Consider the following 25,590-nt stretch of genomic DNA (forward strand, 5'->3'; position numbering starts at 1 on the left):
ATATGGATATGCACACTGTGGTGGTGGGGACGTCCGGGGTGACCGCGTCCGACGTTCTCGCCGTGGCGCGCGCCGGCGCCCGGATCGAGCTCTCCGGCGAGGCGGTGGCGGCCCTCGCCGCGGCCCGCGAGATCGTGGACGCGCTGGCCGCCAAGCCGGAGCCCGTCTACGGCGTCTCCACCGGGTTCGGCGCCCTCGCGAGCCGGCACATCAGCCCGGAACTCCGCGCCCAGCTACAGCGCAACATCGTCCGCTCGCACGCCGCCGGGATGGGCCCGCACGTCGAACGCGAGGTCGTCCGGGCGCTGATGTTCCTGCGGCTCAAGACCGTCTGCTCGGGGCACACCGGCGTGCGGCCCGAGGTCGCGCAGACCATGGCCGACATCCTGAACGCCGGAATCACCCCGGTCGTCCACGAGTACGGCTCGCTCGGCTGCTCCGGCGACCTCGCCCCGCTGTCCCACTGCGCCCTGACCCTCATGGGCGAGGGCGACGCGGAGGGCCCGGACGGTGCCGTACGGCCCGCGGGCGAGCTGCTCGCCGAGGCCGGCATCGTCCCCGTCGAGCTGCGCGAGAAGGAGGGCCTCGCCCTCCTGAACGGCACCGACGGCATGCTCGGCATGCTGGTCATGGCCCTCGCCGACCTGGAGACCCTCTACAAGTCGGCCGACGTGACGGCCGCCCTGTCGCTGGAGGCACTCCTTGGCACCGACAAGGTCCTCGCCCCCGAGCTGCACGCCATCCGCCCGCACCCCGGGCAGAGCGCCGCCGCCGCCAACATGCTGGCCGTGCTGAAGGGTTCGGAGCTCACCGGGCACCACCAGGACGGCGCCCCGCGCGTCCAGGACGCCTACTCCGTGCGCTGTGCCCCGCAGGTCGCCGGCGCCGGACGCGACACCCTCGCCCACGCCCGCACGGTCGCCGAACGCGAACTGGCCGCCGCCGTCGACAACCCCGTCGTGCTCCCCGACGGGCGCGTGGAGTCGAACGGCAACTTCCACGGCGCCCCGGTCGCCTACGTCCTCGACTTCCTCGCCATCGCCGCCGCCGACCTCGGCTCCATCGCCGAGCGCCGCACCGACCGGCTCCTGGACAAGAACCGCTCGCACGGCCTGCCGCCGTTCCTCGCGGACGACGCCGGCGTCGACTCGGGCCTGATGATCGCCCAGTACACGCAGGCGGCGCTGGTGAGCGAGATGAAGCGGCTCGCCGTACCGGCCTCCGCGGACTCCATCCCGTCCTCCGCGATGCAGGAGGACCACGTGTCGATGGGATGGTCCGCCGCCCGCAAGCTGCGCACCGCCGTGGACAACCTCACCCGCATCGTCGCGATCGAGCTGTACGCCGCCACCCGCGCCATCGAGCTCCGCGAGGGCCTCGTCCCGGCCCCGGCGTCCCAGGCGGTCATCGAGGCCGTCCGGGCGGCCGGTGTCCAGGGCCCGGGCCCCGACCGCTTCCTCGCCCCGGACCTGGCGGCGGCGGACGCGTTCGTGCGCGGCGGACAGGTGGTCGCGGCGGTGGAGCCGGTGACCGGTCCGCTGGCATAGGTCCCGGCGCGGCGGCCGGTCGTACGTGATGAGGGCCGTCGTCGGTTGTACGGTGGTCCTCGTCACGTTCGGGCCTTTCGGGGGACGGGCGTGATCAGAGGTGTGCTACTGTCACATTGATACGTTTTTGGTACCCATTTACTTTGTGCGCCTGATCGGAATCTTCCGCAGGCGCGTTTTGTTTTACCGGCATCTCCGGCTTTTCCCGGTGCATCTCCGGAATTGGGGCCCCTACCTATTCAGGAGAGAAACATGGCTACAGGCACCGTGAAGTGGTTCAACGCGGAAAAGGGCTTCGGCTTCATCGAGCAGGACGGCGGCGGCCCCGACGTCTTCGCTCACTACTCCAACATCGCCAGCTCCGGCTTCCGTGAGCTGCTGGAGGGCCAGAAGGTCTCGTTCGACGTCGCGCAGGGCCAGAAGGGCCTTCAGGCGGAGAACATCGTCCCCGCCTAAACCGGGGTAGCGCTTTTCCAGAGCCGGGGCCCCGCATCTTCGGGTGCGGGCCCCGGCTCGCGCTGTGCGCGTGTGCTGTCCGTGTGGCCCAGGAAGGAAATCCAGATCCAGCATGACTCGATCCGAACGTCCCGTCCGTAAGAGGCCGGCGAACGCACGCGGTACCCAGCCCCAGACTGGTACCGCCTCCGCGAGGAACACCGGCCGGGGCACCGGCGGCAACAAGGGCGGGGCCCGTAAGGTCGCGCAGCCCCAGGAGTTCTCCCTGCCCGAGAGCATCACGCCCGCGCTCCCGGCCGTCGAGTCCTTCGACGCGCTGGACATGCCGGCCGCGCTGACGAAGACCCTGGCGGCCCAGGGCGTCACCGAGCCCTTCCCGATCCAGGGCGCCACGCTGCCCAACTCCCTCGCCGGGCGCGACGTGCTCGGCCGGGGGCGCACCGGCTCCGGCAAGACGCTCGCCTTCGGCCTCGCCCTGCTGGCGCGCACCGCGGGCCGCCGGGCCGAGAGCAAGGCGCCCCTCGCGCTGGTGCTCGTCCCCACCCGTGAGCTCGCGCAGCAGGTCGACGACGCGCTGACGCCGTACGCGACCGCCGTGAACCTCCGGGTCGTCACCGCCGTCGGCGGGATGTCGATCGGCCGCCAGGCCGGGACGCTGCGGCGCGGTGCCGAGGTGCTCGTGGCCACCCCCGGGCGGCTCAAGGACCTCATCGAGCGCGGCGAGTGCACGCTCGGCCAGGTCGCCATCACCGTCCTCGACGAGGCCGACCAGATGGCCGACATGGGCTTCATGCCGCAGGTCACCGCGCTGCTCAAGCAGGTCGAGCCGGGCGGCCAGCGGCTGCTCTTCTCGGCGACGCTCGACAAGAACATCGACCGGCTGGTCAAGATGTTCCTCACCGACCCCGTCGTCCACTCCGTGGACCCCTCGGCGGGTGCGGTGACCACCATGGAGCACCACGTGCTGCATGTCGCCGACGAGACCGACAAGAAGGCCGTCGCGTTGCGGATCGCGGCGCGTGACGGCCGGGTCCTCCTCTTCGTGGACACCAAGCGCGGTGCCGACCGGTTCACCAAGCGGCTGCTCGCCAACGGTGTCCGGGCGTCCGCGCTGCACGGCGGGCGCAGCCAGCCGCAGCGCAACCGCACGCTCGACCAGTTCAAGAACGGTCAGGTCACCGTGCTGGTGGCGACCAACGTGGCCGCCCGCGGCATCCACGTCGACGACCTCGACCTGGTGGTCAACGTCGACCCGCCGGCCGACCACAAGGACTACCTCCACCGCGGCGGGCGCACCGCCCGTGCCGGTGAGTCCGGCAGTGTCGTCACCCTCGTACTCCCGGAGCAGAAGCGGGAGATGACCCGGCTGATGTCCGACGCCGGCATCACCCCGCGCATCGCCCGGGTCACCTCGAGCGACGCGGAGCTGGCCCGGATCACCGGGGCCCGTGAGCCCTCCGGTGTCCCCGTGGTCATCGAGGTGCCCCAGGTCGCCGAACAGCCCAAGCGGCCCAAGTCCCGCCCCCGGGTGGGCGGCGGAGCACGTCGCCCGCAGGGCACGGGCACGGGCGGGCGCGCCCAGGGCACCGGAGCGCGGGCCCAGGGCAGCGGTACGCGGGCTCAGGGCAGCGGCTCGGGTACGCGTGCGCAGAACGCGGGTTCGGGTGCCGGTGGTGAGTCGCAGGGCCGTCAGCCCCAGCGCTCCGGCGGTCGGCGCACCGAAGGCGGTGGCGCCGCGGGCGCGAGCCGTGCCGGTGGCCGTGGCAGGGCCCCGCAGCGCCGCACCGAGGGCGGCGGCCAGGGCGGCGGCGGACGCCGGGCCGCGTAGCGACAGGCGTACGAGGCGAGGGGGGCCGGGCGGCGGGTGGTGGCCGAGAGGTCGCGGCGGGCGTCGGCGGACCAGAGGAACGGGAGGACGGAGAGGCCCTGGGTGCCGGTCAGCGGGCCGGACTCGCCTCGCCAGCCGGGCCAGCGCAGGGTGTCGTAGAACTGCTCCATGCCGCCGGTCAGCAGCCAGTTCAGCCAGGCCGCGTGGCCCACTTCGAGGGACTCCCAGCGCAGCGAGTCCGGTGCGAAGTAGATCATCTCGCCGGGCCGGCCGGGGCGGCCGTCGGCCTCGGGGCTCGGGCCGTTGAGGACGAAGACGCCGCCCAGGACGTCATGGCCGATGACGAGCCCGCCCTCCGGCCGCCAGGTGGGATCGAAGCGGGCGGGGAACTCGTTGACCTCGGCGAGGGCGGGCGGGCCCGCCGGTGTCCGGTCGCCCGGGCTGCCGTAGATGCGCAGCCATCCGCTGTCCAGGACCAGCCCGCCCGAGTTGAGCGTGAGCGCGCCCAGCCAGGACCGGGCGGTGACCTGGAGCTGGAGCAGGGTCCCGCGGCCCTGCGCGGGGTCCACCGGGAGCACTTCCAGGGACACCGCGCTCGTGTTGGAGAGCTGCTCGGAGAGGAGCGGCCACGCGGGCTCCTCGACGTCGGTCAGCTCGGTCAGGTCTCGCATGGATTCCCCGATGGGTCCGGGCGCCGCAGCACCGCGCTCAGTAGGCCGCTGTGCGCTCCCGGCGCACCGAGTAGGTCACGAACCCGGCGCCCAGGCCGAGGAAGAGGGTGCCGCCGATGACGTACGGCGTCGTGTCGATGCTTCCGGTGTCGGCGAGCTGGGTCCGGTCGCCGCCCGGGTCCGCTGCCGGCTCGGCGGGGGTCCCGTCCTCGGTGGCCGTCGTCGTGGGAGCGGCCGACGGGTCGGCCGGCGCACTGGCCGGCGTCGAGACCTGCCCGACGGGTTCGTCCTGGGACGCTTTGGCGGACGGGACGAACCACAGGGCTCCCAGGAGGGTCCCCGCGGCGGTGGCGGTCAGCAACGATCGACGTGCGGCGGACACGAAATATCGATCCCCTTGTGGCGCTGGCGAATTGGCCGTGTGGACCGATGCTAATGAAAGGCGCGGGTCGTGGGAAAGTCGCGGAACCTGTGGGTCGTACGCTCCGTTCCATGAGTACACCTGAGACAGCCCAGTTTGTGCGGATTCGTGTCGAACTGGTGCTTGAAGTCGACGACGCCGACGCCGTCGCCAAGGCCGCCCTGCGGCGGATCGCCGAGGACACCGGTCTGCCCGCCGACGAGCGGAGGCACGCCGAGAACGCAGTGACGGAAGACACTGCCGAAGCCCTCGCTCACCTCGTCGATCCGTTTGACCTGGTCAGCGAGGTGCCCGGGGTCGAGCTCGCCCAGGCTTCCTGGAGCAGCGAGCCCATCGACTACGACCCCGATTCGCCGGATTGGGACCTCGACGAGGATGATGACGCCGAGGATGACGAGGAAGTCGGAGTGGGCTGAAGCTTCTTGGGGAAATCGTGACCCCGGGCGGCAACCGCCGTCCGGGGTTTTCTCGTCTCAGGAGATCGCGGGAGGTGCACCGACCACCTTCGTGCCACCCGCCTCGAACGTGGTGTGCCCCACACATCCGCCGGATGTGGAACGGGACGAACCGGTCGTAGCGTTGAAAGTTCTTACGGGGCTCTCACGGTTTTTTGGGTATTCGGCAACGATGGAGAAGCGTGTGATGACGGACAGTAAGCGACGCAGGGGCCTGATGGTCGCGTCCACACTGCTCGGCGGGGTGCTGGTGCTCTCTGCGTGCAGCGGAGGCGACGACAAGGCCACGGGCGGCGACGGCGGGAACACCGGCAGTGCGCAGGCCAACGCCGACGAGGCCGCCGCGAAGAAGACCTCCGAGGCGTCGATCACGATCACGCCCAAGGACGGCTCCGCCAACGCCTCCATCAACAACGCGGCCAAGGTCACCGTGAGCAAGGGCACGCTCACCAAGGTCACCATGACGACCGCGGACGGCACCGCCGTCGCCGGCGAGATATCCGCGGACAAGGCGAGCTGGGCCCCCACCGGCCAGCTCGAGCGCTCCACCGCCTACAAGATCACGGCCACGGCCGCCGACTCCGAGGGCCGCGTCGCCCACGAGAACGGGTCGTTCACCACGGTCTCCCCGGCCAACAGCTTCATCGGCAACTTCACGCCGGAGGACGGCTCCACCGTCGGCGTCGGCATGCCGGTCTCGATCAACTTCGACAAGGCGATCACGAACAAGTCCGCCGTGCAGAAGGGGATCACCGTCTCCTCCAGCACCGGCCAGGAGGTCGTGGGTCACTGGTTCAGCGCCAACCGCCTGGACTTCCGCCCCGAGGACTACTGGACCGGCGGCTCCACCGTCACCCTCAAGCTGAAGCTCGACGGAGTCGAGGGCGCGAGCGGTGTGTACGGCGTGCAGCAGAAGACGGTCACCTTCAAGATCGGCCGTAACCAGGTCTCGATCGTCGACGCCAAGTCGAAGACCATGAAGGTCACGCAGGACGGCAAGACCATCAAGACCATCCCGATCTCCGCCGGTTCGCCCGAGAACAAGACGTACCAGGGCGTCATGGTGATGTCGGAGAAGTTCAAGGAGACGCGCATGAACGGCGCGACCGTGGGCTTCACGGACGACGACGGCAAGGGCGAGTACGACATCAAGGACGTGCCGCACGCCATCCGCCTGTCCGCCTCCGGCACCTTCATCCACGGCAACTACTGGGGCGCCAAGTCCGTCTTCGGCAGCGAGAACACCAGCCACGGCTGTGTGGGCCTGTCGGACACCAAGGGCGCCAACGACCCGAACACCACCGCCGCGTGGTTCTACAACCACTCGATGGTCGGCGACGTGGTGGTCGTGAAGAACACCGGCGACAAGACCATCGCCCCGGACAACGGCCTCAACGGCTGGAACCTGAGCTGGGCGGACTGGACGGCCGGCTCGGCCGCCTGAGTACACCCCGCGTCACCCCTCGGCGGGGGGGGGGGGGGGGGGGGGGGGGGGGGGGGGGGGGGGGGGGGGGGCGGGCGCGGCCGCCGCGGCCCCCCCCCCCCCCCCCCCCCCCCCCCGGGGGGGCCCCCCCCCCCCGCCCCCCCCCCCGCCGAGGCGTTTCCACAGCGTTCCAGGGTTGCGCACAGGTGAACTCCCGCTCCTGCACAGCCTTCTCATCATTCTCTTATGTCGGCCTTATCTCTTCATCACGCGCTGTACCTACTTTGCGGCCATGTTCTTCACCTACCTGAGGCGCGAACTGCGCCGCCGCAGAAAGGCGGCCCTCGTCGTCGCCTCCGGGCTCGCCCTGGGCATCGCCCTTGTCATCGTGGTCAGTTCCGTGTCCTCGGGCATGGAGAAGGCCCAGGGCAAGGTCCTCCAGTCGCTGTACGGACTGGGCACGGACATGACGGTCACCAAGGCCGCCGCGGCTCAGACGGACACCAGCGAGCGTCCGCGCTTCAACTTCGACGCGAACGACGGCGACGCCGAGCAGAGCAGCGACCGAGTGATGGTCCAGGGCTTCCAGACCCTGGCCTCCAGCACGGTCACCAAGGTCGACTCGCAGGCGGGCGTCGCGGACTCCGTCGGCGGGCTGAGCCTCCAGGTCATCAAGGTCAACGGCCAGTTCCGGCAGGGCCAGTTCCAGCAGGACGAGGGCGCGACCGCCGCACCCGGTGGCGGTGGCGGTGGTGGTGCCGGCGGCAACGGCGGCGGCACCGGCCAGCCGCAGGGCCGGGTCGAGGGCGGCGGCGCCGAGTTCGACGTCAACAACTACTCCGTCTACGGCACCGACGTCACCAAGCCGGACCTCGGCCCGCTGACCTCCTCCAAGATCACCAGCGGCCGTACGTTCACGACCTCCGAGACCGACTCCAAGGTCGTCGTCGTCGACAGTTCGTACGCCAAGGAGAAGAAGCTCGCGCTCAACGGCACCGTCACCATCAAGAGCGTCAAGTACAAGGTCATCGGCATAGCGACGCCGGAGAGCGGTGACGCGGCCGCCAATCTCTACATCCCGCTCAAGCAGGCGCAGACGCTCAGCGACTCCAAGGACAAGGTCACCACGATCTACGTCAAGGCGTCGGACTCGCAGCAGATCGATAGCGTCAAGAGCACCATCCAGAAGAACATCTCGGGGACCACGGTGACCACCTCCGCCGACCTCGCGAGCACCGTCTCCGGTTCCCTGTCGACCGCCTCCGACCTCGCCTCGAACGTGGGCAAGTGGCTGTCCATCGCGGTGCTCGTCGCCGCGTTCCTGGTCGCCGGTCTGCTCACCTCCTCGGCCGTTTCCCGGCGTGTCCGTGAGTTCGGCACCCTGAAGGCGCTCGGCTGGAAGTCGGGCCGGGTGACCCGCCAGGTCGTCGGCGAGGCCATCGTCAACGGTCTGGTCGGCGGCGCCCTCGGTATCGCGCTCGGTCTAGCGGGCGCCTTCGTCGTGACCGAGATCAGCCCCACCCTCCAGGCGGAGGTGGGGAGTTCGGGCGGCGGTGCGGCGGCCGGCCCCGGCGGTGGCGGACCCGGTGGCGGTGGCGGCTTCGGTGCCGCCCGCGAGGCCGCGTCCTCGACCCTCGACGTCGCGCTCAGCGCTCCCGTCAGCGTCAACACGATCGTCGTGGCCGTCGGCCTCGCCGTCGCCGGCGGCCTGATCGCCGGTGCCTTCGGCGGCTGGCGCGCCTCCCGGCTGCGTCCCGCGGACGCCCTGCGCCGCGTCGAGTAGTCCGGCCCCGCACGGCTCACGCGGCCAACCCCCTCAGCAGATACCAGGAGTTGTTCCATGTACGAACTCAGAGGCGTCACCAAGCGCTATGCGCGGGGCAAGGACACCGTCGACGCGCTCGCCGGTGTCGACCTGACCATCGCGGACGGCGACCGGCTGGTCATCCAGGGCCCCACCGGTGGCGGAAAGTCCACCCTTCTCCAGATGCTCGGCGGTCTCGACCGGCCCACCGCGGGCAGTGTCGAACTCGACGGCACCGATATGGCGAAACTGTCCGAGGCGCGGCTCACGAAAGTGCGCGCCGAGAAGATCGGTTTCGTTTTCCAGAGCTTCAACCTGATTCCGACGCTCACCGCCCAGGAGAACGTGGAGACCGCTCTCGTGCCCCTCGGTGTGAAGGCGAAGGACCGGCGGCAACGGGCCGCCGACGCACTGGAGTCGGTGGGCCTCGCGGAGCGGCTCGGGCATCTGCCCGCCGAGCTCTCCGGCGGTCAGCAGCAGCGCGTCGCGATCGCCCGCGCGCTGGTCAAGCAGCCGAAGGTGCTCCTCGCCGACGAGCCGACCGGCAACCTCGACGAATCGATGCGCGACGAGATCATGGACGTACTGGAAACCATGTGGAAGGAGTACGGGCTCACTTTCATCATGGTCACGCACGACTCCTCCCTCGCGAAGAAGGCCCCGCGGGTCGCGACGATCCGCAAGGGAAAAATCACCGTCAAGGAGAACGCGGGAGCGTAGCGGAGCGCGTGAGAGGGGAGCGGGATCGCGCCGAAACGAGTCCTGCAACTCCTGGCCGACCCCTCTCTATTGAGAAGCCGATCACCCCCCGGGCATAATTGCGTATTCCGGGGGGTGCACGCACGTGCGTGCGGATCGTCCCCCGACCGGATGAATGGGGATTCGTCCGGATCTCATCCCAGGGGGAGTTTTGCGCAGACAAGTGAAAAGAGCGTGCCTCGCGACGGTCGCCACGGCGGCCGCGGTGGCGCTGGCGGCGGGAATGACCAGCCCGGCGTCGGCGGAGCACGCGAGCGCGGCGTCCGTCGCCGGGCAGGCGAAGCCGACCGGACTCACGGCCGAGCGGCACCTCACGCTGATCACCGGTGACCGGGTCACCCTCGACGCCAAGGGCCGGGTCGTCGGCGTCCAGCGCGCCGAGGGCCGCGAGCAGATACCCGTCAAGATCCGCAGGTCCGGCGGCCACACCCTCGTGGTGCCGGCCGACGCGCAGCGGCTGATAGCCACCGGCAAGCTCGACCAGCGGCTCTTCGACGTCACCGAGCTGAACACGGCGGCCAGCCGCAAGTCGCAGAAGCAGGGCCTGAAGGTCATCGTCGGCTACCAGGGCGCGGCGACCGCGGCCAAGGACGACGTCCGTGACGCGGGCACCCTCCGCAGGACCCTCAAGTCGCTGAACGCGGACGCCGTTCTGACGCCCAAGCAGGACGCGGCCGAGCTGTGGGACGCGGTCACCGAGGACGGCACCACCGCCTCCGGGGTCGCGCACGTCTGGCTGGACGGCGTACGCACGGCGAGCCTCGACAAGTCCGTACCGCAGATCGGTGTCCCCAAGGCGTGGGCCGCCGGTTACGACGGCACCGGCGTCAGGATCGCCGTCCTGGACACCGGGGTCGACACGACCCACCCGGACCTCAGCGGCCAGGTGGCCGAGTCCAAGAACTTCTCCACCGCGCCCGACGCGACCGACAAGTACGGCCACGGCACGCATGTCGCGTCCATCGCGGCGGGCACCGGTGCCAAGTCGAACGGCAAGTACAAGGGGGTCGCGCCCGGCGCGAAGATCCTCAACGGCAAGGTCCTCAACAACGAGGGGTCCGGCGACGACTCCGGCATCCTCGCGGGCATGGAGTGGGCGGCCGAGCAGGGCGCCGACATCATCAACCTCAGCCTGGGCGGCTCGGACTCCCCCGAGATCGACCCGCTGGAGGCCGAGGTCAACAAGCTGTCCGAGGAGAAGGGCATCCTCTTCGCGATCGCCGCGGGCAACGAGGGCCCCGGCGAGCAGACCGTCGGCTCTCCGGGCAGCGCGGCCGACGCGCTCACCGTCGGAGCGGTCGACGGAAGCGACAAGCTGGCGGCCTTCTCCAGCCGCGGCCCCGGCCTCGACGGTGCCGCCAAGCCGGACGTCACCGCGCCCGGCGTGGACATCACGGCGGCCTCGGCCGCGGGCAGCGTCATCGCCGAAGAGGTCGGCGAGAGCCCGGCCGGTTACGTCACCATCTCCGGTACGTCGATGGCCACCCCGCATGTCGCGGGCGCGGCGGCGATCCTCAAGCAGCAGCACCCGGACTGGACGTACGCCGAGCTCAAGAGCGTGCTGACCGGTTCCGCCAAGGGCGGCGCGTACACGGCGTTCCAGCAGGGCGCGGGCCGGATCCAGGTCGACAAGGCCATCCAGCAGACCGTGTTCGCCAAGACGTCCTCGCTGAGCTTCGGCATCCAGCAGTGGCCGCACTCCGACGACACCCCGGTCACCAAGCAGATCACCTACCGCAACCTCGGCACGGCCGACGTCACCCTGAGCCTCACGGCGACGGCCACCGACCCCAAGGGCCAGGCGGCTCCCGCCGGCTTCTTCACGCTGGGCGCGACCTCGGTCACCGTCCCGGCGGGCGGCGAGGCCTCCGTCGGCCTGACGGTCGACTCGAAGCTGGGCGGCACCACGGACGGCGCGTACTCCTCGTACGTGACCGCGACGGGCGGCGGCCAGAGCGTGCGCACGGCGGCGGCGGTACAGCGCGAGGTGGAGTCCTACGACCTCACGGTGAAGTACCTCACGCGGCCCGGTGAGCAGCCCATCCACCTCACCGACCTGTGGGCCTACTCCGGTCTGGCCAACGGGCGGGACTTCTTCAGGCAGGGCACCGGCGCCACCGACACCATCCGGGTGCCCAAGGGCACGTACGTCCTGGACGCCCTCCTGGTGAAGGACCTCGAAACCGTCGAGGGCGGCGCGGACTGGCTGGTCCAGCCCAAGCTGAGCATCACCAAGAACACCACGGTGACGATCGACCAGCGCACCGCCAAGGGCGCCGACATCACGGTGCCGGACGCGGCGGCGAAGCAGATCCAGGGAGTCGTCTCCTACACCTACGACCCCGCGGGCGTCGGCGTCGGCCTCGGTCTCGGCTCCTTCAAGGACCTGCGCGTGGCGCACGTCGGGCCGGCGATCACCTCGGGCCTCCACCAGAGCTGGTCGGGCACCTGGGCCAAGGGCGCCGCCACCGAGTACGACATTTTCACCGGCGGCAAGGTCACCAAGCTGCAGGGCGCCAAGGTCAAGCACTACAAGGCGAGCGAACTCTCCACGGTGAAGGTGAACCTGGGGGCCTCGGCCACGGGGAAGTCGGGTGCGGTCCTCGCCTACGGTGAGCTGGCGGACGACTTCTCCTCCAGCGTCGAGGTCGGGCAGAAGCTGCCCGGCACCCGGACGCTCCACCTGTCCACAGGCGACCAGGTGAAGTGGGGTCTCGTCTTCATTCAGTACGGGCCCACGTCCCCGGAGGGCTTCCCGACCGGCGAGATCTTCTACACCCTGGACGACTCGCTGACCTTCGCGGCGGGCAGGACGTACACGAAGACCTTCAACACCGGGGTCTTCGGCCCGAAGCTCAGCAGTCTGTACGGCGTCTACCGCAGCGACGACTACCTGTACGGCTACCTGCCGCTGTTCGCCGACGGCGCCGGGCACGGCGGGGACTCGCTCTACACGTCGGTGAAGACGACCCTGTACCGCAACGGCAGCAAGATCGCCGAGGCGGCCGATCCGCTCAGCGGCGGCGGCCAGTTCAAGGTGCCGGCAGGCGACGCGCTGTACAAGCTGTCCACGTCGGTCTCGCGTTCCTCGAAGGTGGCCTCGGCCTCCACGAAGGTCAACGCGAGCTGGGAGTTCCGCTCCAAGAAGGTCGCCGACGCGAAGCTGCCGATCTCCACGGCGCGCTTCGGCTCCACCGTCTCCCTCGACACCCGGGTCACGGCGGGCAGGACGGCGACCGTCCCGGTCACCGTCCAGGGCGCGGCGGCGGGCTCCAACCTCAAGTCCCTTGCCGTGTACGTGAGTTACGACTCCGGCAAGAAGTGGACCAAGACGACCGTCAAGAACGGCAAGATCACCGTCAAGAACCCGGCGAAGGGCAAGAGCATCTCCTTCAGCGCCAGGATCGCCGACAAGAAGGGCAACAAGTCGACGGTGTCGATCTTCAACGCGTACTACGGCAAGTGAGCCCGTACGCGAAGTGAGCCCAGAGCGAACGGCCCGTCGGAGGGAGAGCCTCCGGCGGGCCGTCCGTGTTTGTGTGGGGCCATGACTGTTCAGACCGTCGAGTACATCCGATACCACATCCCCCAGGAGCAGTCGGCGCAGTTCCTCGCCGCCTACACCCGTGCCGCCGTCCAGCTCGCGGCGGCGCCGCAGTGTGTCAGTTACGAACTCGCGCGCAGCGAGGAGGACTTCGAGAACTTCATCCTGCGCATCATCTGGACGTCGACCGAGGACCACCTCGAAGGGTTCCGCGAGTCGGAACTGTTCCCCGACTTCCTCGCCGAGATCCGCCCCTACATCCCCAGCATCGAGGAGATGCGCCACTACAAGCCGACGGCGGTACGGGGGCAGGGCGCGGCCGTTCCCACGCTGTACGCCTGGGCGGGCGGCGCCGAGGCCTTCACCCGCCTCACCGAGGTCTTCTACGACAAGGTCCTCAAGGACGACGTCCTGGCACCGGTGTTCGCCGGCCTGGCCCCCGAACACGCCGAGCATGTCGCACTCTGGCTCGGCGAGGTGTTCGGCGGCCCCGCCGCCTACTCCGAGACGCAGGGCGGGCACGGACACATGGTCGCCAAGCACCTCGGCAAGGGCATCACCGAGGTCCAGCGCCGCCGCTGGGTCAACCTCCTCCAGGACGCAGCCGACGAGGCCGACCTGCCGACCGACGCCGAGTTCCGCTCGGCGTTCGTCGCGTACGCGGAGTGGGGGACACGGCTGGCCGTGCACTTCTCCGGCCCCGACGCGACCACTCCGGGCGAGCAGCCGGTGCCGCGCTGGACCTGGGGAGCGGCACCGCCGTATCAGGGCTGACAGCGGGCCGGGCGGGGGCGCCGGGGCGGGGAGTACGGCGGGCGGGGCGCCGGGGGCGGGGACTACGGCGGTGTCGCCGCCCCCGCGCGGCTCGCGTCCCGGCCCCAGCTGCCCAGCAGGCGGAGCGCCTCGGCGGAGGGGGACCCCGGCTCCGCGTGATAGGTGACCAGGATCTGGTCGCTGTCGCCGGTCAGCTGGAAGGACTCGAACTGGAGGGAGAGGTCGCCGACGAGGGGGTGCCGTAGGCGCTTCACGCCGTAGTTCTTCTCCTTCACGTCGTGGGTGGCCCACAGCCGCCGGAAGTCCTCGCTCTTCACGGAGAGTTCGCCGACCAGGGCGGACAGCCGCGGATCGTCGGGGTAGCAGCCCGCCTCCATGCGCAGCATGCAGACGATGTCGATCGCCTTTTGCTCCCACTCCACGAACAGCTCCTGGTACCCGGGCTTGAGGAACACCATCCGCGCCCAGTTCCGCTCCTGCGCCGGCATCTCCGACCAGTCGCCGAACAGGGCCGCGGCCATCCGGTTCCACACCAGGACGTCGGTCCGCCGCCCCGTGATGTACGCGGGCACCCCGTCCAGCGTGTCGATGAGCTGCCGCAGGGCGCCGCGCACCTGCTGCGGCCGGGCCCCCTGCTTCTTCTTGTGCTGCTTGGGCTTGGCGAGGTGGGTGAGATGCGCGTGCTCGGCGTCCGAGAGCCGCAGGGCGCGGGAGATCGCGCCGAGTACCTCCGCGGACACGTTCTGTCCGTTGCCCTGCTCAAGGCGGGTGTAGTACGCCACCGACACCCCGGCCAGCTGCGCCAGCTCCTCGCGGCGCAGCCCCGGCACCCTGCGGTGCCGCCCGAAGTCCGGCATCCCCACGTCCTCGGGCTTCAGCCGGGCCCGGCGCGTGCGCAGGAACTCGCTGAGCTCGGCGCGCCGGTCCAGCGGGGGCCCCGCCTCGCCGGCGGGCTGCTGAGAAGCGTGAGGGTCCATGCCTCCAGTATTCACGGTATCCACGGTCGTACGCCGCTGAGCCTGACCCGGCCAGTAGTAGGACCAGTGAACGTACGCAGAGCCGTGACCTGGGTGAACGTCGCGAGACCTGGCACGCTGGATGGCGTACCCGGTCAAAGGCCGGAAGGCAGCCGGGTACACGACCACTCCTGAGGAGAACCCCGGCATGACCACTGTTGCTGCGTACGCCGCTCCCGCGTCCAAGGCGCCGCTGGAGCGCACCACCATCGAACGGCGCGAGGTCGGTGAGTTCGACGTTCTCATCGACATCAAGTTCGCCGGTATCTGTCACTCGGACATCCACCAGGCCCGCGAGGGCTGGGGTGAGGCCATCTTCCCGATGGTTCCGGGTCACGAGATCGCCGGCATCGTCACCGAGGTCGGCTCCGGCGTCACCAGGTTCCAGGTCGGCGACCGGGCGGGCGTCGGCTGCATGGTCGACTCCTGCCGCGAGTGCGACAACTGCAAGGCGGGCCTCGAGCAGTACTGCGTCAAGGGCAACGTCCCGACGTACAACGGCATCGGCGTGGACGGCACGCCCACCTACGGCGGCTACTCCACGCACGTCGTCGTCGACGAGAACTACACCGTCCGCATCCCCGAGGGACTCTCCCTCGACGTGGCCGCGCCGCTGCTCTGCGCCGGCATCACCACGTACTCCCCGCTCAAGCACTGGAACGCCGGTCCCGGCAAGAAGGTCGCCGTCCTCGGCATGGGCGGCCTCGGTCACATGGGCGTCAAGATCGCGCACGCTCTCGGCGCCGAGGTGACCGTCCTGTCCCAGTCGCTCCGCAAGAAGGACGACGGTCTGAAGCTGGGCGCCGACCACTACTACGCGACCAGTGACCCGAAGACCTTCGAGGAGCTGGCGGGCACCTTCGACATCATCCTGTCGACGGTCTCGGCCCCGCTGGACTTCGGCGCGTTCCTCGCCCTGCTGAAGACGGACGGCGCCCTGGTGAACGTCGGCGCCCCGGAGGAGCCCGTCTCGCTGAACCTGTTCTCCCTGCTCAGCGGCCGTAAGACCCTCGCGGGCTCCGGCATCGGGGGCATCCAGGAGACCCAGGAGATGCTCGACTTCTGCGCCGAGCACGGTCTGGGCGCCGAGATCGAGCTGATCACCGCCTCCGAGATCAACGACGCCTACGAGCGGGTCCTCGCGAGCGACGTCCGCTACCGGTTCGTGATCGACACCGCCACGATCTAGGTCTTTGGCGTCGGTCTGTGGCGTCGCTCTGTGGCGTCGGGGGCGCCGACGGGTCGCACGCCGACCCGTCGGGGTCCTCGGCGTCCTCGGCGTTTCCCGTCGTACGACTCGGGGATCCGCGCCCCGCACCCGGGTCAGCGTCCGTATCCGCGCCCGGGTCAGCGTCCGCCCGAACGCCCCAGCAGCCACAGCAGATACGGACCTCCGACCAGGGACGTGAGCGCCCCCACCGGGATCTCCAGCGGTGGCAGCAGCGTTCGGGCCGCCAGGTCCGCGGCGACCACGATGACCGCCCCCGTCAACCCGGAGGCGACGAGCGGCAGTTGCGGGGTCCGCGTGACACGGCGGGCGAGCTGCGGCCCGGTGAGGGCGACGAATCCGATCGGGCCTGCCGCGCCCGTCGCGGTCGCGGCGAGCACCACGCCCAGGAAGGTCAGGCCGAGTTGGGCGCGGTGCACGCGCACACCGAGCGCGGCGGCCGTCTCCGGGTCCAGGCCGAGCGGCCGCAGCGCCCGGTTCGCCCACACCAGGGCGGGCAGCGAGAGGAGCAGCACCCAGCCGAGCGGCCCGGCCTGCTCCCAGCCGCGCCCGTTGAGGCTGCCGGTCAGCCACAGCTTCAGCGTCTCGGCCTCGGCGAGTTCGCTATCGGTCAGATACAGCTGTACGACCGCCGAGAGCGCCACCCCGATCCCGACTCCCGTCAGCACGAACCGACTTGGCTGCATCCCGTGCCGCCACGCCAGCACGTACACCAGCGCGGCGGCCAGCAGCCCGCCGGTGACGGCGACGGCGGGGAGCGCGCCGGGTGAGGCGACCGTGCCGGTGGCGAGCGCCAGGACGGTCGCGGCGGCGGCGCCGTGCCCGACCCCGATGACGTCCGGGCTGGCGAGCGGGTTCCGCGTAACCGTCTGCACGAGCGCCCCGGACAGCCCGAGCGCGGCGCCGACCATCGCGCCGAGCACGATCCGCGGCACCCGCAGCTCACCGACGACCAGGTCGTACGGGCCGCCCTGACCGCGCAGGATCCGCCAGACCTCGCCCGGCGGGACGTACGTCTGCCCGGCACACGCCGACAGCAGCATCACGCCCGCGAGGAGCAGGACGAGCGCGCCGACGACGGCTGCCGAGCGCCGGTGCAGGAGGAGGGAGAGGCGCCGGTGGCGGAGCACGGAGACTCCGGCCGAGGGCGCGGACGGGCCGGGTTGTGCCGAGGCCGGTCCCGTGCGGGGGTACGCGGGTGCGTTCGTCCTGCTCACGCGCCCACCGACTTCCGGCGTACGAGCACGATCAGTACGGGCACGCCGACGAGCGCCGTCATCACGCCGGCCGGGACCTCGGCGGGGGAGCGGACCACCCGCCCGGCGACGTCCGCCGCGAGCAGCAGGGCGGCGCCCAGGAGGGCGGAGAGCGGCAGGGTCCAGCGGTGGCCGCCGGAGACGAGCCGCTGGGCGAGGTGCGGTACGGCCAGGCCGATGAAGGCGATGGGCCCCGCGGCGGCGACCGCGGCAGCCGTGAGCACGGTCGCACCGAGCGCCGCGCACCCCCGTACGAGAGCGACCCGGTGGCCCAGCGCCCGCGCCGTGTCGTCGCCGAGCGCGAGCGCGTCCAGGCCGCGGGCGCAGGCCAGCACCAGCAGCGCGCCGGCGGCCAGGAAGGGCAGCATCCGACCGACGGTGCCGGCGTCGCGCCCGCTGAGCGCGCCCACCTGCCAGAACCGGAACTGGTCGAGCGTCGCCGAACTCGACGTCAGGACAACGGTGGTGGCCCCGGCCGTCATCGCGGACAGCGCGGTCCCGGCGAGCGCCAGCTTCACCGGCGAGGCGCCGCCGCGCCCGCGCGAGGCGATGGCGTACACGACGCACGCGGCGACGACGGCGCCGGCGAAGGCGTACCAGACGTAGCCGGAGAAGCCGTTCGCCCACCCGAGCGCGATCGCGAGGACGACACCCGCCGCCGCTCCCTGGCTCAGTCCGAGGATCCCCGGATCGGCGAGCGGATTGCGGGTGACCGCCTGCAACGCCGCCCCCGCGAGCCCCAGCGCGGCCCCCGCCGTCAGCCCGATCTCGGTCCGCGGCACCCGCAGCGACCGTACGACCAGCGCGTCCGGTGAACTCCCGCCGTGCACAAGGGCGTCGAGAACGGCCGACAGGGGGACGGGCCGGGTGCCGACGGCGAGGCTGAGCGCGACGGCGGTGGCGGTGAGGAGGAGGGCGGCGACGAGCCAGGCGGTGCGCCTGGCTGCCGTCGCGCGTCGTGTCACCGGACGCGGTGGACCTGCCTGTTCCACTCGGCCGGTCCGAACTGTCCGACGTACCTGACCCGTCTGACTCACTTGCCGATGGTGTCCGTGAGCTGCTTGATGACGAGCCGTGCGGCGGTGGGACCGGCGTTGAGGTACCAGGGGTCGTCGTCGACCTTCACCGCCCGGCCCGCCCCGACGGCCTTCATCGACTTCCAGAGCGGCCCGGCGAGCACGCTGCCCGCGTCGGTCTTGGACGCGTCGCCCTGCACCGAGTAGAAGATCCAGTCGCCGTCCGCGGTGTCGATGCTCTCGGCGCCGATGTCCTGCGAAATAGCGTTGAACTGCTGCGACTTGGGCCGGCCGAGCCCCATGTCGACGGCGATCGATCCGGTGAAGGAGGACACCCCGAACATCCGCGTGCGGTCCGGCGTGAACCGCAGCATCGACACGGCCGGGTCGCCGAGGCTCCTGCCACTGTCGGCGGCGTCGGCCGCGATGTCGTCGAGCATCTTCCGCGCCTGCTCGCCCTTGCCGACCGCGTCGCCGACGAGCAGCAGGTCCCGCTTCCAGTTGATGCCGTTGCCCGCCGTGACGACGGTCGGCGCGATCTTCGACAGCTTCGGGTAGAGGTCGCCGAGCGAGTCGTTGAGCAGGATCAGATCGGGCTTGGCGGCGGCCAGTGTCTCCAGGTTCGGCGCCTGGCGGGTGCCCGCGTCGGTCATCGCCGCGAGCCGCTTCTTGTCCGCGGGGAAGGCGTCCGCGAGGTAGTCGGGCACGAGTCCGGCGTTGTCGGCGCGGGTCGTGACCGTCGGGACGATGCCCAGGGCCAGCAGGTCGTCCAGCTGTCCGGTGCTGAGCACGGCGATCTTCCGGGGCTCGGTCTTGATCTCCGTCGTGCCCTGGAAGTGCCCGACGGTCCGGGGGAACTCCCCGTCCTCGGCACTTCCGGCGCCCATGCCGTCCTCGACGGCGCTCGGGGCCACCGAGGGTCCCTCGGAGGCGCCGGCCACGAGATTGCGGTCCGAGTCGGAGGAGGCGTTCGCACCCTGCGTGGAGGAGGCTCCGTCGCCGGACGAGCATCCGGCCAACAACCCGCCGACGACGGCAACGGCCAGAACGGCCTTGGATCCCCAGGTACGCACAACGACTCCGATCAGTGAATAAGGTAAGCCTTACCTTAACCTTGGTCAGTGCGGTGGCGAGGACGGGGGTGGGTTGGTGAGGACCGGGGGGAGGGGCGCTGGACGACGATGTCACTCCGTCACTCCGATGGTGTGGCTACTCCTGAGCTGGCGGGGTCTATCGCTCGGACCGTCGGCGGACCGCTGAAAGCAGCCGCCGTACGCCGATGGCGTGCCCGCCCGTTCCGATGGTGAGACGTCGGTACAGGCGGCCCGCCCGGCCCGGGAAGTCGGCCCGGGTCTGGGCGCTGAGCCGTGTACGGCCGGGGCCTGCGTGGTCGAGCCGGAAGGCCAGCGCGTAGACCGAGAAACGGTGGCTCCCCTCGAGGACCAGCTCCCGCCCCGGCACCGCGGTGACCACCCGGAACCCGGGGAGAGTCGCCCCGTCGCCGAGGGGCCGCGGCCCGGACGCCGTACGGTCGGCACATCCCACCAGCCGCGCGTAGCCGGCCGCGCGTGGACGCGAGAAGGAACCGTCCAGCGTCTCGCTCAGGCTCCGCCAGACGACGTCGGCCTCCGCCGCGACGACCGTGACGTGCTCATCGACGTACGGCAACGAAGCGTTCCCCACGAGGCCTCCTGAGCCTTTCGATATGGGTACGGGTACCGGGGCGATAGGGATGCCGCCCGATACGGATACCGATTCGATACGGAATCGGCCGGATACGGATACCGGCCGGATACGGATACCGGCTCGACCGAGTCTCCATGGTTGACCGGAACGGAGGCTGAACGCCCAATTGCCGCGCCCTGGGATCCGGGGGTGGTCCGGGCGATCCTGCTACTTGGCGGATCGTGGTGAGGTCCGGGGGGGGGAGGAGGGGGGAGGCCACGGCGGATTGACCGCCGGCGTGCTCCGCAGTCCCTGGTCGAGTCGTCACACCTCTGGTGATACTCCTGACCGTCCGCGGCTCGTTCTTACAGCCCCGTCCGTCGGCACGCTTCTGGGCACGACGGACGGTCAGGCCGCGGCCACGCAGCTCGTCGGCGTCGACGCTCCCGGGGTACCGCAAGTTCCAGACGGCAACTGGCTCACCGGCGTCTTCTCCGCCGAGGGCGTCCCATGTACATCCGCACCGACGCCGCCTGGAAGTCGCTCGCGGCAATGCTCGTGAGATCCCTTCGGTCCTAGACTCGGCCCATGGACAGGACAGACCGAAGGGCGGACCGGGCCGGCCGGGTGATCGCGGCACCACCAGCGACTGTCTACGGTGCTCTTCTGGACCGGGATTCCCTTGAGGCCTGGCTGCCGCCGGACGGTATGCGCGGGCGGGTCGAGCGGTGGGATCCCCGCCCCGGCGGCGGGTTCAGGATGGTCCTCACCTACCTCGACGCCACCGACAGCCCCGGCAAGACGTCGGACGCGACCGACGTCGTCGACATCGAGTTCGCCGACCTGGTGCCATCGGAACGCGTGGTGCAGCGGGCGGTGTTCGAGGCCGACGACCCGTCTTTCGCCGGCACCATGACGATGACCTGGCACCTCGCCCCCGCCGGCGACGGCACCGAGGTGACCGTCACCGCCACGGACGTGCCGCCCGGCATCGACCAGGCGGACCACGAGGCCGGCATCGCCTCCTCCCTGGCCAACCTGGCGTCGTACGTGGAGGCTGCCGGCTGACTCGGAGTCGGGTCCGCCGCGAACCGGGCTTCGTCAAAGGCCGGCCGCGTTTCCGGGGAGCCAGCCGGGGTGGCGACGCCGCAGTCGGTCGCGCTCCCCGGAGACAGTCAGGATGACGTCCGCTCCGCCGTCGTAGGGGTGGTAGACGCGGCTCAGGCCGGTGTCGGTGATGATCACTCCGCTGAGTACGTCGCGCGCGTCGATGTACGCGGAACACAGTTCATGCCCGACGGGCGACCCTTTCGAGGTCGTCGGTCATCGGCCGGCCGGTCTGTGCGGCTGCTGCTGTCGCCGCCGCTGCCATGCGGCCCGGTGCTGCGGTCCGTCGCCGGGGGAGTGCCGGGTCATGGACGTAGGTGGGCCAGCAGATCGTCCGCGGCGGGGTAGGTGCGCTCCGGGGGCAGCAGCCGGGCGGCGGAGTCCAGGTCGCCGACGCTGACCATCGCGTGAATCTCGTGGGCGAGCGGGGTCACGTCGCGGACGGCGACCGTCCAGTCGTCCGCGTAGCGCCGTACGGCCTCACCGGACAGGCCGAGTTGCAACGACCGGTACGGCAGAGGACTGAGGCGCAGGTCCCGTTCCGGATCCCACTGGACCCGAGCGGGCGCCCTCTTCAACTCCCTTTGCCAGGCGGCCAGATCGGGGTGCGCCCCACGCACGTAACTCGACAGACACGCGTGCCGCAACGCCCACTCGAACCCGTCACGCGCGATCTCAACAGCCAGAACCGTCTCCTGGCCTTCCTTCCCGCCCCAGCCGCAGCGGTACATCATCCACAGGAACGACGGCTTGATCCATGTCATCCGGTCCCGCTTCCACGGGCTGACGAAACGGCCCTCGCGGGCGGCGGGCAGGCCGATTTCGGGAGAGTACGCCTGGTAGACGGTGACCGTGGATTCCGTGTGGAGCGCGCGGATCCCGCGTTGGGGTTGTTCCATGGCGTACAGCCTGCGACGGACCGGTTCGGACGGCTACTGATTTTCGACCGGTCGCCGTGAGGCGCTCTGGCTTGTGCGCGTCGGCCCGTCGGCCCGTACCGCGATCGATTTCAAGCACCCGGAGACGGAAGGGCACGGCGGGAACTCCGGCCGGGGACCACGACTTGAAGGGACATGCCGCCACAGACCTCGCTCGCCTGGGCTTCGTACGGGACACAGCCAGACTGGAACGCTTCTGCCGCCGGGCCGACCAGAACGCCCTTGCCGTCATGCTGACCAACGACGCGGCCCTGATCCGGCCGCTGCCCGCTGTTTCCCGCCTTCTTTCCTGATCTTCACGTGCCGGAGTCGCGGGAGTCTTGGCGGTTGTCTGGGATGGGTCGTGCGCGCGGCCGCACCACACCCGCACCGTCCCGCCCGGCCGGCATCGCGCTCCAGCCGTGAGGAAGCCATGGACCACAACGCCCTCGACGAAGCCGTGGACGACAAGGGCCTCGGCAGATCCGCCCGAGGTACCGCGCGCGTCCGCGCGGGCCTCGGCGTCGCCGCCGTACTCGCCGTCGCCGTTCCCTCCCTGATGCCGACCGTCGCGCAGGCCGACCCCGCGAGCCGCGCGGCGACCACGTGGTCGACCGAGACCCTCGCACCTGGCCTGGAGGTACGTACCGGAACCATTCGGCACGCCGACGTCACACACACCTGGACGGTCACGGTCCAGTCCCCGGCCGTCAGCCGGCTGACCGGCGCCGCCACCTGGTCCGAGGTCGGCACCCGGAGCTGGGCCGACGCCACGGCACGGCAACTACGTGACGCGGACCTCCAGCCGCGCGTCGAGAGCGTCCGGTGGCCCGCCTACTCGGACACCCCGCACGGAACGATGGGGCTGCGGGTACGGATCGGCTCCTTCTCCACCCAGGCCGCCGCCCAGTCCGCGGCGGCGGCGATCACCTCGGCCGGATTCCACACCGCGGTCGCCTGGACCGGCTACGACATCCAGCAGCCGGCCGACCGGGAGAACGTGCATGTCGCCGTGATCGACCCGCGCGTCTTCAACGGCAGCATCGAGGGCACCCACGACGGCAATGTCGCGCAGCGGGAGACCACGTCGTCGGTCGCCGCCCGGCTGCGGTCGCTGGTCGCCGTCAACGGGGGCTTCTTCGTGACCTCGAACGCCGACGGCGTCCAGGGCACCATGTCCGGACTGGGCGCCTACGACGGTCAGTTGGGGTCGATGGCCGTGGGCTCGCGGGCCGCGCTGATCCTCGGCGACGGCGGCCGCCACATCCGTGTGGCCGATCTGACGACCACCGTCACCGCCCGGGCCGGCCACTCCTCGTACCGGATCCAGGGCATCAACCGGGTGCCGGGACTGGTGCGCGACTGCGGCCGTCCGGGCGCCTCGCCCAGCGACCTGCCCTGGCAGGACGTCACCTGCCGATCGACCGACGACCTGGTCCAGTTCACTACCGGGTTCGGCGCCGAACTGCCCACCGGACCCGGTGTCCAAGCGGTGCTGGACGCGTCGGGCCGGGTGATCTCGGTCGGAGCGCGCGGTGGGCGGGTGCCGGCGGGCGGCCGCGTTCTTCAGGGCATCGGCGGCGCCGCCGACTGGCTGACCGCGAACGCCGAGGTCGGCAGCCGCGTCCGGGTCGACGAGGTCATCCGCGACACCAGCGGCCGACGCGTCGAACTCGACGGCGACGACTCCGTCGTGAGTGCCGCCCCCACCCTGGTGAAGAACGGCCGCGTCGACATCGACGCGGCCGCCGAGGGCGTGGTCGACCCCCAGGACCTGTCCTTCGGATACGCCTGGGCCAACACCCGCCAGCCGCGCACCATGGCGGGCGTCGACAGGAAAGGCCGGCTGATCCTGGCCACGGTCGACGGGCGGCAGACCGGCGGCAGTGAGGGCTTCACCCTCCAGGAGGCAGCCCAGTTCATGCGCTCGCTCGGTGCCGTACAGGCCCTCAACCTCGACGGCGGCGGCTCCACCGCGATGGCCGTCCGCGGCACCCTGGTCAACAACCCCTCCGACGCGACGGGCGAACGCGCGGTCGGGGACACCGTGCAGGTGCTTCCGGACGCGGACTGACGGCGGCCCAGAGCGCGGCGCTGCACTCCTCGCCGCGGCCGGCCGCGGGGCAGGTTGGGCGGGTACGGAATCGCTCGGAACCCTCGCGCGTTGAGGGGAGTGGATGTGGGATGCGGGCGGTGTGCGCGCCGGGCAGCCCGAGTGACCGAGCTGACAGACAGCTGATGGATGGCTGACAGATATTGGAGGGACCGCAATGGCTGCGCAGACGCAGAGGGCCGTGCTGGCGGGCGGATGCTTCTGGGGGATGCAGGACCTGATCCGCCGGCTCCCGGGCGTGACGGGGACGCGGGTCGGATACACCGGAGGTGACGTGCCGAACGCGACGTACCGTAACCACGGCACGCACGCGGAGGCCATCGAGATCCTTTTCGACCCCGAGAAGACCGACTTCCGTGCTCTCCTGGAGTTCTTCTTCCAGATCCACGACCCGAGCACCAAGAACCGTCAGGGCAACGACATCGGCCTCAGCTACCGCTCGGCCATCTACTACGTGGACGACGAGCAGAAGCGGACCGCCGAGGACACGATCGCGGATGTGGACGCCTCCGGACTGTGGCCGGACAAGGTCGTCACCGAGGTCGAGCCCGTCGGCCCCTTCTGGGAGGCCGAGCCCGAGCACCAGGACTACCTGGAGCGTTACCCGGACGGTTACACCTGCCACTTCCCGCGCCCCGGATGGCGGCTGCCCGTCCGCGCGGAGAGCTGACCGTACGAGGCGGCCCGGCGGAGCGCGAATGCCGACCGGGCCGAGGCCCCACAGCGGGGCCGGGCCGGGCTTGCGAGTCGCACCTCTGCCCGGGCGAGTCCGAGAACCACCCCGTACGCAAATGGCGCGCCCCGACCGCCCAGGTCAGGGCGCGCACTGCTGAACCCACCCGTCTCAGCCCTCCGCCGTGGCAACACCGATCGGGCAGGACACACCCGTCCCCCCGATCCCGCAGTACCCCGCCGGATTCTTGTCCAGGTACTGCTGGTGGTATCCCTCGGCCGGATAGAAGACGCGGCCCTCCGCCGGCAGTAGCTCCGTGGTGATCGTGCCGTAGCCCGAGCGGGTGAGGAGCTTCTGGTAGGCCTCGCGGGAGGCGGCGGCGGTGGTGGCCTGGGCGGGGGTGTGGGGGTAGAGGGCGGAGCGGTACTGGGTGCCGGAGTCGTTGCCCTGGCGGAAGCCCTGGGTCGGGTTGTGGGACTCCCAGAAGACCTGGAGGAGGCGTTCGTACGAGATGAGGGAGGGGTCGTAGACCACGCGGACCGCCTCCGTGTGGCCGGTCAGGCCCGAGCAGACCTCCTCGTACGTGGGGTGCTCGGTGAAGCCGCCCTGGTAGCCCACCAGGGTGGTGTGGACGCCCGTCGGGAGCTGCCAGAACTTGCGCTCGGCGCCCCAGAAACAGCCCATGGCGAAGTCCGCGATCTCCAGGCCCTCCGGGTAGGAGCCGAGGAGCGGGGTGCCGAGGACCGTGTGCCGGTCGGGGACCGTGAAGATCGGGTCGGGGCGGCCGGTGAGGGCCTGCTCGGGGGTGGGCAGGACAGGCGTACGGCCGAACAGCATCACGCGAACTCCTTCGTATCCTCGCCGGTTCAGGGCCCAGTGCGGTACAGCACGTGGGGAACGCCCTCGTACCGTCTCGC

General features: G+C 70.8%; 23 protein-coding genes and 1 pseudogene. 14 read left to right on the forward strand and 10 right to left on the reverse strand.

What is annotated here, in order from left to right; translation table 11 throughout:
• The first annotated feature begins 8 nt into the window (after window positions 1-8).
• The 3 genes from hutH (at window position 9) to ACIBLC_RS32620 (ending at window position 3,831) form a co-directional block, all read left to right on the forward strand.
• Window positions 9-1,547: a histidine ammonia-lyase gene (gene hutH / locus ACIBLC_RS32610; protein WP_399215068.1), complete on the forward strand. Its 1,539-nt coding sequence runs from the start codon at window positions 9-11 to the stop codon at window positions 1,545-1,547.
• A 252-nt stretch (window positions 1,548-1,799) separates the two neighbouring features.
• On the forward strand, window positions 1,800-2,003 hold the full coding sequence (locus tag ACIBLC_RS32615; protein WP_266455269.1) for a cold-shock protein: 204 nt from the start codon (window positions 1,800-1,802) through the stop codon (window positions 2,001-2,003).
• Between the two features lie 112 nt (window positions 2,004-2,115).
• A complete protein-coding gene (locus ACIBLC_RS32620; protein WP_399214952.1) occupies window positions 2,116-3,831 on the forward strand; it encodes a DEAD/DEAH box helicase in 1,716 nt (571 codons plus the stop codon).
• Window positions 3,832-3,854: 23 nt separating this feature from the next.
• Here ACIBLC_RS32620 and ACIBLC_RS32625 read toward each other — a convergent pair.
• Window positions 3,855-4,502: pseudogene (locus ACIBLC_RS32625) on the reverse strand (DUF2625 family protein); the annotation flags it as partial.
• 37 nt (window positions 4,503-4,539) lie between these two features.
• Window positions 4,540-4,884, reverse strand: coding sequence for an LPXTG cell wall anchor domain-containing protein (locus ACIBLC_RS32630; RefSeq protein WP_399214953.1), 345 nt, complete (start codon window positions 4,882-4,884; stop codon window positions 4,540-4,542).
• Between the two features lie 110 nt (window positions 4,885-4,994).
• Between ACIBLC_RS32630 and ACIBLC_RS32635 the strand changes: the two genes are divergently transcribed.
• The 6 genes from ACIBLC_RS32635 to ACIBLC_RS32660 all read left to right on the forward strand — a co-directional run bounded on the left by ACIBLC_RS32635 (window position 4,995) and on the right by ACIBLC_RS32660 (window position 13,682).
• Entirely contained in the window at window positions 4,995-5,339 is a 345-nt protein-coding gene (locus ACIBLC_RS32635) for a hypothetical protein (protein WP_399214954.1), read from the forward strand.
• Window positions 5,340-5,550: 211 nt separating this feature from the next.
• Window positions 5,551-6,822, forward strand: coding sequence for an Ig-like domain-containing protein (locus tag ACIBLC_RS32640; RefSeq protein WP_399214955.1), 1,272 nt, complete (start codon window positions 5,551-5,553; stop codon window positions 6,820-6,822).
• Between the two features lie 271 nt (window positions 6,823-7,093).
• Entirely contained in the window at window positions 7,094-8,584 is a 1,491-nt protein-coding gene (locus tag ACIBLC_RS32645; protein WP_399214956.1) for an ABC transporter permease, read from the forward strand.
• A gap of 57 nt (window positions 8,585-8,641) precedes the next feature.
• Complete coding sequence (locus tag ACIBLC_RS32650; protein ID WP_399214957.1) at window positions 8,642-9,325, forward strand: ABC transporter ATP-binding protein; 684 nt, start codon at window positions 8,642-8,644, stop codon at window positions 9,323-9,325.
• 154 nt (window positions 9,326-9,479) lie between these two features.
• Window positions 9,480-12,830 (forward strand): S8 family peptidase, encoded by a 3,351-nt coding sequence (locus ACIBLC_RS32655; RefSeq protein ID WP_399214958.1) that lies wholly within the window; start codon window positions 9,480-9,482, stop codon window positions 12,828-12,830.
• An 81-nt stretch (window positions 12,831-12,911) separates the two neighbouring features.
• Window positions 12,912-13,682 (forward strand): group II truncated hemoglobin, encoded by a 771-nt coding sequence (locus ACIBLC_RS32660; protein WP_399214959.1) that lies wholly within the window; start codon window positions 12,912-12,914, stop codon window positions 13,680-13,682.
• A gap of 62 nt (window positions 13,683-13,744) precedes the next feature.
• On the opposite strand, the gene ACIBLC_RS32665 is transcribed toward ACIBLC_RS32660, so the two are convergent.
• The gene (locus ACIBLC_RS32665; RefSeq protein WP_399214960.1) at window positions 13,745-14,659 is read right to left on the reverse strand and encodes a helix-turn-helix transcriptional regulator; all 915 of its coding nucleotides are present in this window, start codon (window positions 14,657-14,659) and stop codon (window positions 13,745-13,747) included.
• A gap of 187 nt (window positions 14,660-14,846) precedes the next feature.
• Here ACIBLC_RS32665 and ACIBLC_RS32670 point away from each other — a divergent pair, with 187 nt between their 5' ends.
• Entirely contained in the window at window positions 14,847-15,887 is a 1,041-nt protein-coding gene (locus tag ACIBLC_RS32670; protein ID WP_399214961.1) for an NAD(P)-dependent alcohol dehydrogenase, read from the forward strand.
• A 158-nt stretch (window positions 15,888-16,045) separates the two neighbouring features.
• Here the strand turns inward: ACIBLC_RS32670 and ACIBLC_RS32675 are convergent, their stop codons facing one another.
• From ACIBLC_RS32675 to ACIBLC_RS32690, 4 genes are all read right to left on the reverse strand, one after another.
• The gene (locus tag ACIBLC_RS32675) at window positions 16,046-17,143 is read right to left on the reverse strand and encodes a FecCD family ABC transporter permease (protein WP_399214962.1); all 1,098 of its coding nucleotides are present in this window, start codon (window positions 17,141-17,143) and stop codon (window positions 16,046-16,048) included.
• Complete coding sequence (locus ACIBLC_RS32680) at window positions 17,140-18,147, reverse strand: FecCD family ABC transporter permease (protein ID WP_399214963.1); 1,008 nt, start codon at window positions 18,145-18,147, stop codon at window positions 17,140-17,142. The genes ACIBLC_RS32675 and ACIBLC_RS32680 overlap by 4 nt, the downstream gene beginning before the upstream one ends.
• Window positions 18,148-18,215: 68 nt before the next feature.
• A complete protein-coding gene (locus ACIBLC_RS32685; RefSeq protein WP_399214964.1) occupies window positions 18,216-19,271 on the reverse strand; it encodes an ABC transporter substrate-binding protein in 1,056 nt (351 codons plus the stop codon).
• Window positions 19,272-19,428: 157 nt separating this feature from the next.
• The gene (locus ACIBLC_RS32690; protein WP_399214965.1) at window positions 19,429-19,881 is read right to left on the reverse strand and encodes a hypothetical protein; all 453 of its coding nucleotides are present in this window, start codon (window positions 19,879-19,881) and stop codon (window positions 19,429-19,431) included.
• 570 nt (window positions 19,882-20,451) lie between these two features.
• Here ACIBLC_RS32690 and ACIBLC_RS32695 point away from each other — a divergent pair.
• Complete coding sequence (locus ACIBLC_RS32695) at window positions 20,452-20,931, forward strand: SRPBCC family protein (RefSeq protein ID WP_399214966.1); 480 nt, start codon at window positions 20,452-20,454, stop codon at window positions 20,929-20,931.
• 33 nt (window positions 20,932-20,964) lie between these two features.
• Here the strand turns inward: ACIBLC_RS32695 and ACIBLC_RS32700 are convergent, their stop codons facing one another.
• Both ACIBLC_RS32700 and ACIBLC_RS32705 read right to left on the reverse strand, forming a co-directional pair.
• Window positions 20,965-21,108 carry a hypothetical protein gene (locus ACIBLC_RS32700; RefSeq protein WP_399214967.1) on the reverse strand — a complete coding sequence of 48 codons (144 nt, stop codon included), beginning with the start codon at window positions 21,106-21,108 and terminating at the stop codon, window positions 20,965-20,967.
• Between the two features lie 167 nt (window positions 21,109-21,275).
• Window positions 21,276-21,869, reverse strand: a complete 594-nt coding sequence (locus tag ACIBLC_RS32705; RefSeq protein ID WP_399214968.1) for a DUF4291 domain-containing protein — start codon at window positions 21,867-21,869, stop codon at window positions 21,276-21,278.
• Window positions 21,870-22,033: 164 nt separating this feature from the next.
• Here ACIBLC_RS32705 and ACIBLC_RS32710 point away from each other — a divergent pair, with 164 nt between their 5' ends.
• The 3 genes from ACIBLC_RS32710 to msrA (ACIBLC_RS32720) all read left to right on the forward strand — a co-directional run bounded on the left by ACIBLC_RS32710 (window position 22,034) and on the right by msrA (ACIBLC_RS32720) (window position 24,670).
• Window positions 22,034-22,201, forward strand: coding sequence for a hypothetical protein (locus ACIBLC_RS32710; RefSeq protein WP_399214969.1), 168 nt, complete (start codon window positions 22,034-22,036; stop codon window positions 22,199-22,201).
• 119 nt (window positions 22,202-22,320) lie between these two features.
• Window positions 22,321-23,961, forward strand: coding sequence for a phosphodiester glycosidase family protein (locus ACIBLC_RS32715; protein ID WP_399214970.1), 1,641 nt, complete (start codon window positions 22,321-22,323; stop codon window positions 23,959-23,961).
• A 196-nt stretch (window positions 23,962-24,157) separates the two neighbouring features.
• Window positions 24,158-24,670, forward strand: a complete 513-nt coding sequence (gene msrA, locus ACIBLC_RS32720; protein WP_399214971.1) for a peptide-methionine (S)-S-oxide reductase MsrA — start codon at window positions 24,158-24,160, stop codon at window positions 24,668-24,670.
• Window positions 24,671-24,844: 174 nt separating this feature from the next.
• Here msrA (ACIBLC_RS32720) and msrA (ACIBLC_RS32725) read toward each other — a convergent pair whose 3' ends face one another.
• On the reverse strand, window positions 24,845-25,510 hold the full coding sequence (msrA, locus tag ACIBLC_RS32725; RefSeq protein ID WP_399215069.1) for a peptide-methionine (S)-S-oxide reductase MsrA: 666 nt from the start codon (window positions 25,508-25,510) through the stop codon (window positions 24,845-24,847).
• Window positions 25,511-25,590 lie beyond the last annotated feature (80 nt).

The sequence above is a fragment of the Streptomyces sp. NPDC050535 genome, from assembly GCF_044457665.1.
Taxonomy (GTDB): Bacteria; Actinomycetota; Actinomycetes; order Streptomycetales; family Streptomycetaceae; genus Streptomyces.

Excerpts from the sequence above, each read along its gene's own strand:
- ACIBLC_RS32640 (WP_399214955.1), top strand. The coding sequence starts at position 5,551 with ATGGAGAAGCGTGTGATGACGGACAGTAAGCGACGCAGGGGCCTGATG.
- ACIBLC_RS32655 (WP_399214958.1), top strand. The coding sequence starts at position 9,480 with ATGGGGATTCGTCCGGATCTCATCCCAGGGGGAGTTTTGCGCAGACAA.
- ACIBLC_RS32615 (WP_266455269.1), top strand. The coding sequence starts at position 1,800 with ATGGCTACAGGCACCGTGAAGTGGTTCAACGCGGAAAAGGGCTTCGGC.
- ACIBLC_RS32665 (WP_399214960.1), bottom strand. The coding sequence starts at position 14,659 with ATGGACCCTCACGCTTCTCAGCAGCCCGCCGGCGAGGCGGGGCCCCCG.
- ACIBLC_RS32695 (WP_399214966.1), top strand. The coding sequence starts at position 20,452 with ATGGACAGGACAGACCGAAGGGCGGACCGGGCCGGCCGGGTGATCGCG.
- msrA (WP_399214971.1), top strand. The coding sequence starts at position 24,158 with ATGGCTGCGCAGACGCAGAGGGCCGTGCTGGCGGGCGGATGCTTCTGG.
- ACIBLC_RS32715 (WP_399214970.1), top strand. The coding sequence starts at position 22,321 with ATGGACCACAACGCCCTCGACGAAGCCGTGGACGACAAGGGCCTCGGC.
- ACIBLC_RS32620 (WP_399214952.1), top strand. The coding sequence starts at position 2,116 with ATGACTCGATCCGAACGTCCCGTCCGTAAGAGGCCGGCGAACGCACGC.
- ACIBLC_RS32635 (WP_399214954.1), top strand. The coding sequence starts at position 4,995 with ATGAGTACACCTGAGACAGCCCAGTTTGTGCGGATTCGTGTCGAACTG.
- ACIBLC_RS32645 (WP_399214956.1), top strand. The coding sequence starts at position 7,094 with ATGTTCTTCACCTACCTGAGGCGCGAACTGCGCCGCCGCAGAAAGGCG.
- ACIBLC_RS32660 (WP_399214959.1), top strand. The coding sequence starts at position 12,912 with ATGACTGTTCAGACCGTCGAGTACATCCGATACCACATCCCCCAGGAG.
- ACIBLC_RS32650 (WP_399214957.1), top strand. The coding sequence starts at position 8,642 with ATGTACGAACTCAGAGGCGTCACCAAGCGCTATGCGCGGGGCAAGGAC.
- hutH (WP_399215068.1), top strand. The coding sequence starts at position 9 with ATGCACACTGTGGTGGTGGGGACGTCCGGGGTGACCGCGTCCGACGTT.
- ACIBLC_RS32705 (WP_399214968.1), bottom strand. The coding sequence starts at position 21,869 with ATGGAACAACCCCAACGCGGGATCCGCGCGCTCCACACGGAATCCACG.
- msrA (WP_399215069.1), bottom strand. The coding sequence starts at position 25,510 with ATGCTGTTCGGCCGTACGCCTGTCCTGCCCACCCCCGAGCAGGCCCTC.
- ACIBLC_RS32670 (WP_399214961.1), top strand. The coding sequence starts at position 14,847 with ATGACCACTGTTGCTGCGTACGCCGCTCCCGCGTCCAAGGCGCCGCTG.